Origin of the sequence: Nocardia neocaledoniensis, assembly GCF_029868625.1 — a bacterium.
Lineage (GTDB): Bacteria > Actinomycetota > Actinomycetes > Mycobacteriales > Mycobacteriaceae > Nocardia > Nocardia neocaledoniensis_A.
In genome coordinates, this window is sequence record NZ_JARWOJ010000182.1 from 1 (window position 1) to 3,950 (window position 3,950).

A 3,950-nucleotide genomic window follows, 5' to 3' on the forward strand; every position below is an offset into this window, starting at 1 on the left:
CCCCCACACACCGAGACTGTCGCGATGAGTCTCGCACGGATGGCCGGATACGCCGCGCGGCTCGATGACTCCCATACAGCGACCAGTCTGATCATGGTGTGGGGTCCGTTGTTCGAGCTCGCCGTGGCGCTCGACGGACTCCTCACCGACCTCGCCGCCGGCCGACGACGCGTCCCGTTGAGCATCTGGTGGGCCGGTCTCGGCGCAACGGCACACACGCCGGAGCATCCCTGATGCCCGCCCGCCTGGTCACCGCCGTCCTCGGCGTGGCCGTAATGGTCACGGCAGCCACGCCAGCGGCTGGGGCACCGTCCTCGCCCCCGGCCGCGGCGCCCTCAACCGTCCTCGCGCTGGGCGCGTGCCCTGCGCTGTATGTCTTCGCCGTGCAGGGTACCGGTGAGTCGTCACCGGATGCCGCGCCGAGCACTGACACCGGGATGCTGTCGCTGGCGGTGCGTCCGATGATGGCCGCGGCCAGCGATCCCGGTTTGGTCGACCGCGCGTATGTGCCGTATCCGGCCGGGTTCGGCGGCGCGGTCGGCGCCTCAACCGTGCCGTATGCGGAATCGGTCGCTACCGGTGTCGTACGCACGGAATCAATGATGCGGCAGGTGCATTCGGCGTGCCCGCAGACCCGTGTCGCGCTGCTGGGCTATTCGCAAGGCGCGCACGTGGTTTCGCTGGTGGCTCAGCAGGTCGGCGCGGAACAGGGGGTCGTGGCTGCCGAGACGGTCGCGGCCGTGGTGATGATGGCCGACCCGACCCGCAGCCCCGGCGCGCCAGTCTTCCCGGGAACCGATGCCCTCACCCCGGCCCCGGCACCGGGCACCAGCGGTCGACATCTGGCGCTGCTGCCCGCCGCGCCGTTTCCGTCGGTGGCCTCCGGTGGCGGCATCGGCCCGCAACGCGACATCGCCGCCGACTACGGCGCCCTGACCGGTCGGGTGGCGAATCTGTGTGTCGCAGGCGATCTGGCCTGCGACACACCGACCGGGTCGGCGATCTTGCGGGCGGCCGCCGGGGTGGCGTCGCAGTCGCTGCTGTCGGCCGGTGATCCGATCGCCTCGCTGGTCTCGATCGGGCAAGCCCTGGCCTACACCTCACTCGAGGCCGTCTCGACCGCCGTCGAGGACGACGTTTCCGGGGCCTCGTTGACCGAATGGGAAGTGTCGCCGTCGAAGTCGATCTCCCAGCGGCTGGCCGACGCCTCCGATCCCCGCACCCCGCTCGAGGTGAACGCGGCGTTGGCGGCGGTGATGCGGGTCGGCGTGATCGGGCTGAACGCGGTCCACGTGCTGGCGGCCTCGGTCCTGAATCCGGCTACCCTCGCCCAGTTGGGCACTATCGGGTTGTCTCAGCCCGCGGCCGCAGTGGCGATGCTGGGTGAGAAGTTCACCACCGCGATCACCGAGCTGATCCCTCCAACCACGTCGGATCGACTCGTCGCGGCGGCCTTCGACGTCGTGCGCCGTGAGGTCGCCGACAACCACGCCCTGCTCGACCTGACGACCTGGGTGCGGATCTGGGAAACGGGCATGCGTCATGACGCCTACTCACGGCCGATCGGCGACGGTCCTTCCCCCGCCGCATGGGCCGGCGCGTGGTTGGCCGCCGCCGCCCACGACGCCGCCGGAACACCCCTGCCCGCGAGCCCCTCGACCTCGAATACCGCCACAGCGCCGACCACAACACCGGCCGTGGGGCTTTCCTCGACTACGTCCACGTTCCGTCACGTGGACCTGCCCGCTCCCACCTCCTCCCCAGGCCCCTCGCTGGGTGAGGTGGTGGGAGCCCCCCAACACATCGCCTCCCCACCGACGGCTCTCCCCGCCACTCCAGATCCTTCCGTGCCCGCCACGGTCGCAGCGCCGCAGCAACCCGGCATCCACCGCGACACCTCCGCGCCGTCGACCTCATCGATCCCACGACAGCCCGGCGTCAGCGGCCCCACCCGCTGACCGTGACGCATCCCAATCTCGAAAGGCCGACCACTTGATGAACGTTGTGCTCGCCGCCGGTCACGACCTGCTCGCACAGCTGAGCAACCCCACCCCCGAAGCGCCGCCGATGTCGAACAAGATCCTGCAGCTGGTGCAGTACCTCACCTGGTTCGTCCTGTTGTCGGGGGTCGTGGCCATCACCTACGCGGGCGGAAAGTTCGCGTGGGAGAAATGGACCGGCGGCGGCCTGGAATCGCCGAAGATGATCGCCGGAGCCATGATCGGCGGCGCCATCGCCACCAGCGCCGGAACCATCATGAACGCCATGATCGGCAACTGATGACGACCCGCAATCCCCGCCCGGATCGGCAGGTCTGTGTCCTGCGCGGCCAGTCGAAACCGCGCCTGCCCGACACGATCGCCCACACGACCATCGCCGGACTGGCCTTGTCGTCCACCGCGACTGCCCTGGCCTACCTCAGCTTCCCAGCCACCGACGCCACCCTGGCCCGCGAGGCCCGGATACAGACGGCCGTGTTGGCCTGGCAGTTGTTCATCCATCACGGATTCCATGACCGCGTCCACCGCGAGTTCGTGACCGGGTTGAACCAGGCACGGCGACGCGCTCGCGCGATGGCGGCCTTCGATCCGCTGCCCCAGCTACGCCGATTCGAGCCGACCAGAGCAGTCGCGGCGTTGAACCGCCGCTGGGAACGCCGCCACACCAGCCGCTCCACGGCGCTGGCGCTGCTCGACCTGAGCAACGACGTGAACGGAGCCCGCACAGACCTCGTCGCCCTGCTGGCCCACTACGGTCTGCGACCGCACCAGCACAGCGGGTTCGGCGTCCATCGGCCCGTACTGGTCGAAGCGATCGCCGCCGCCGCACTCGGCGCCCGCCACCTCAACCTCGCGACGTGGCAGGTCTTGGACATCGACGCACTGCTGGCCCCGACGGACCCGAGCACGAGCCCATATTCCCAACCGGTTCGGCGCTGGCCGCCATCGGCAGGCGGGCCTGCGCGTGCACAACCTTCGTCACTGTGACATCTCGACCGGACTCGTCCATCTCCACACCACTATTCGAAGGGGGCATCATGTCGCTCGATTTCGACCCGACCACCGCGCAGGAGTTCGTGGCGGTGACACGAACCCAGGTTGTCGGTGACCTCGCCGCTGCCACCCACGCCACGACTGCCGCCGCCGCCGCAGTTCCGGGTCTGGGGTTGATCGGCGCCGAGTTCCGCACCCAGCTCATCGCTGCGCTGGTCGACCACGCCGCCCACCTCGAGGGTTGCGCGAACGCGGTCACTGACCAGGCCGGGCACGTCGAGACCTGCCGAACAAGCTTTGCCAGTCACGACCAGCAGCTCGCCGCGAACCTGTCCACCATCTCCGAAGGACAGTGATGGTCCCCCGAACCAAACCCGCCACCAGCACCGCGACACCGGATCCGGACGCGATCATCACCTACCTGTCGAAACCGATCACCGACCTGCGGGCAGCGTTCGACGGTACCGGTGATTCCACCGACGCGATCGCCCTGCTGAACACCGCGATCACCCAACTCGACGCGACCGAAGCCCCGTACCGGGTGAGAGCCACGGACCTCGAGTCGACCTGGACCTCAGCGGCGGCCGACACCGCAATCCCCGCGATCCGCGGCACACGCACCCAGATCGTCGACAGCAGTGCCGATTCCGGCGACTTCGCCACCCTGATCGACGCCGCGGTCAGCACCAACACCGCCGCCTCCACCGCGCTCGATGCCGAACTCGACGACTTCGCCACCCAAGCCCGCCAGATCCTGAAAGTCTCCCCCAACGACCGAGGCGTAACGCAGGTGATCGACCTGGCCCGCGAGATGTACAGCAGCGCCCTGTCCACTGTGCAGGGCGCCCAAGCCGACTACGACAGCTACAGCAGCAAGCTCGGCGAGAAGTCCTATACAACCCCGAAGTCGAGCCTGGGCACCGGCGGCGGCCCCTCGACCGGCGACCCTTCCCTGCC

5 protein-coding genes and 1 pseudogene are annotated in these 3,950 nt (G+C 69.2%); all 6 read left to right on the forward strand.

The genetic code is table 11. The annotated features are described in order from the left end of the window. A partial coding sequence (locus tag QH270_RS13325; protein ID WP_280341547.1) for a hypothetical protein occupies positions 1 to 234 on the forward strand: 234 nt, incomplete at its 5' end. Next, entirely contained in the window at positions 234 to 1,958 is a 1,725-nt protein-coding gene (locus QH270_RS13330; RefSeq protein WP_280341550.1) for a cutinase family protein, read from the forward strand. The genes QH270_RS13325 and QH270_RS13330, both read left to right, overlap by 1 nt. A 37-nt stretch (positions 1,959 to 1,995) precedes the next feature. Continuing rightward, the gene (locus QH270_RS13335) at positions 1,996 to 2,280 is read left to right on the forward strand and encodes a hypothetical protein (RefSeq protein ID WP_067641699.1); all 285 of its coding nucleotides are present in this window, start codon (positions 1,996 to 1,998) and stop codon (positions 2,278 to 2,280) included. Continuing rightward, positions 2,280 to 2,987, forward strand: a complete 708-nt coding sequence (locus QH270_RS13340) for a hypothetical protein (protein ID WP_280341552.1) — start codon at positions 2,280 to 2,282, stop codon at positions 2,985 to 2,987. Before QH270_RS13335 ends, QH270_RS13340 begins: the two co-directional genes overlap by 1 nt. A 50-nt stretch (positions 2,988 to 3,037) precedes the next feature. Further along, positions 3,038 to 3,349 (forward strand): type VII secretion target, encoded by a 312-nt coding sequence (locus QH270_RS13345; RefSeq protein ID WP_067641703.1) that lies wholly within the window; start codon positions 3,038 to 3,040, stop codon positions 3,347 to 3,349. Continuing rightward, a pseudogene (locus QH270_RS13350) lies at positions 3,349 to 3,950 on the forward strand (hypothetical protein); the annotation flags it as partial. The gene QH270_RS13345 and the pseudogene QH270_RS13350, both read left to right, overlap by 1 nt.

What these genes read in the sequence shown, in the direction of transcription:
- QH270_RS13345 (WP_067641703.1), top strand. Translation starts at nt 3,038, where the DNA reads ATGTCGCTCGATTTCGACCCGACCACCGCGCAGGAGTTCGTGGCGGTG.
- QH270_RS13335 (WP_067641699.1), top strand. Translation starts at nt 1,996, where the DNA reads ATGAACGTTGTGCTCGCCGCCGGTCACGACCTGCTCGCACAGCTGAGC.
- QH270_RS13340 (WP_280341552.1), top strand. Translation starts at nt 2,280, where the DNA reads ATGACGACCCGCAATCCCCGCCCGGATCGGCAGGTCTGTGTCCTGCGC.
- QH270_RS13330 (WP_280341550.1), top strand. Translation starts at nt 234, where the DNA reads ATGCCCGCCCGCCTGGTCACCGCCGTCCTCGGCGTGGCCGTAATGGTC.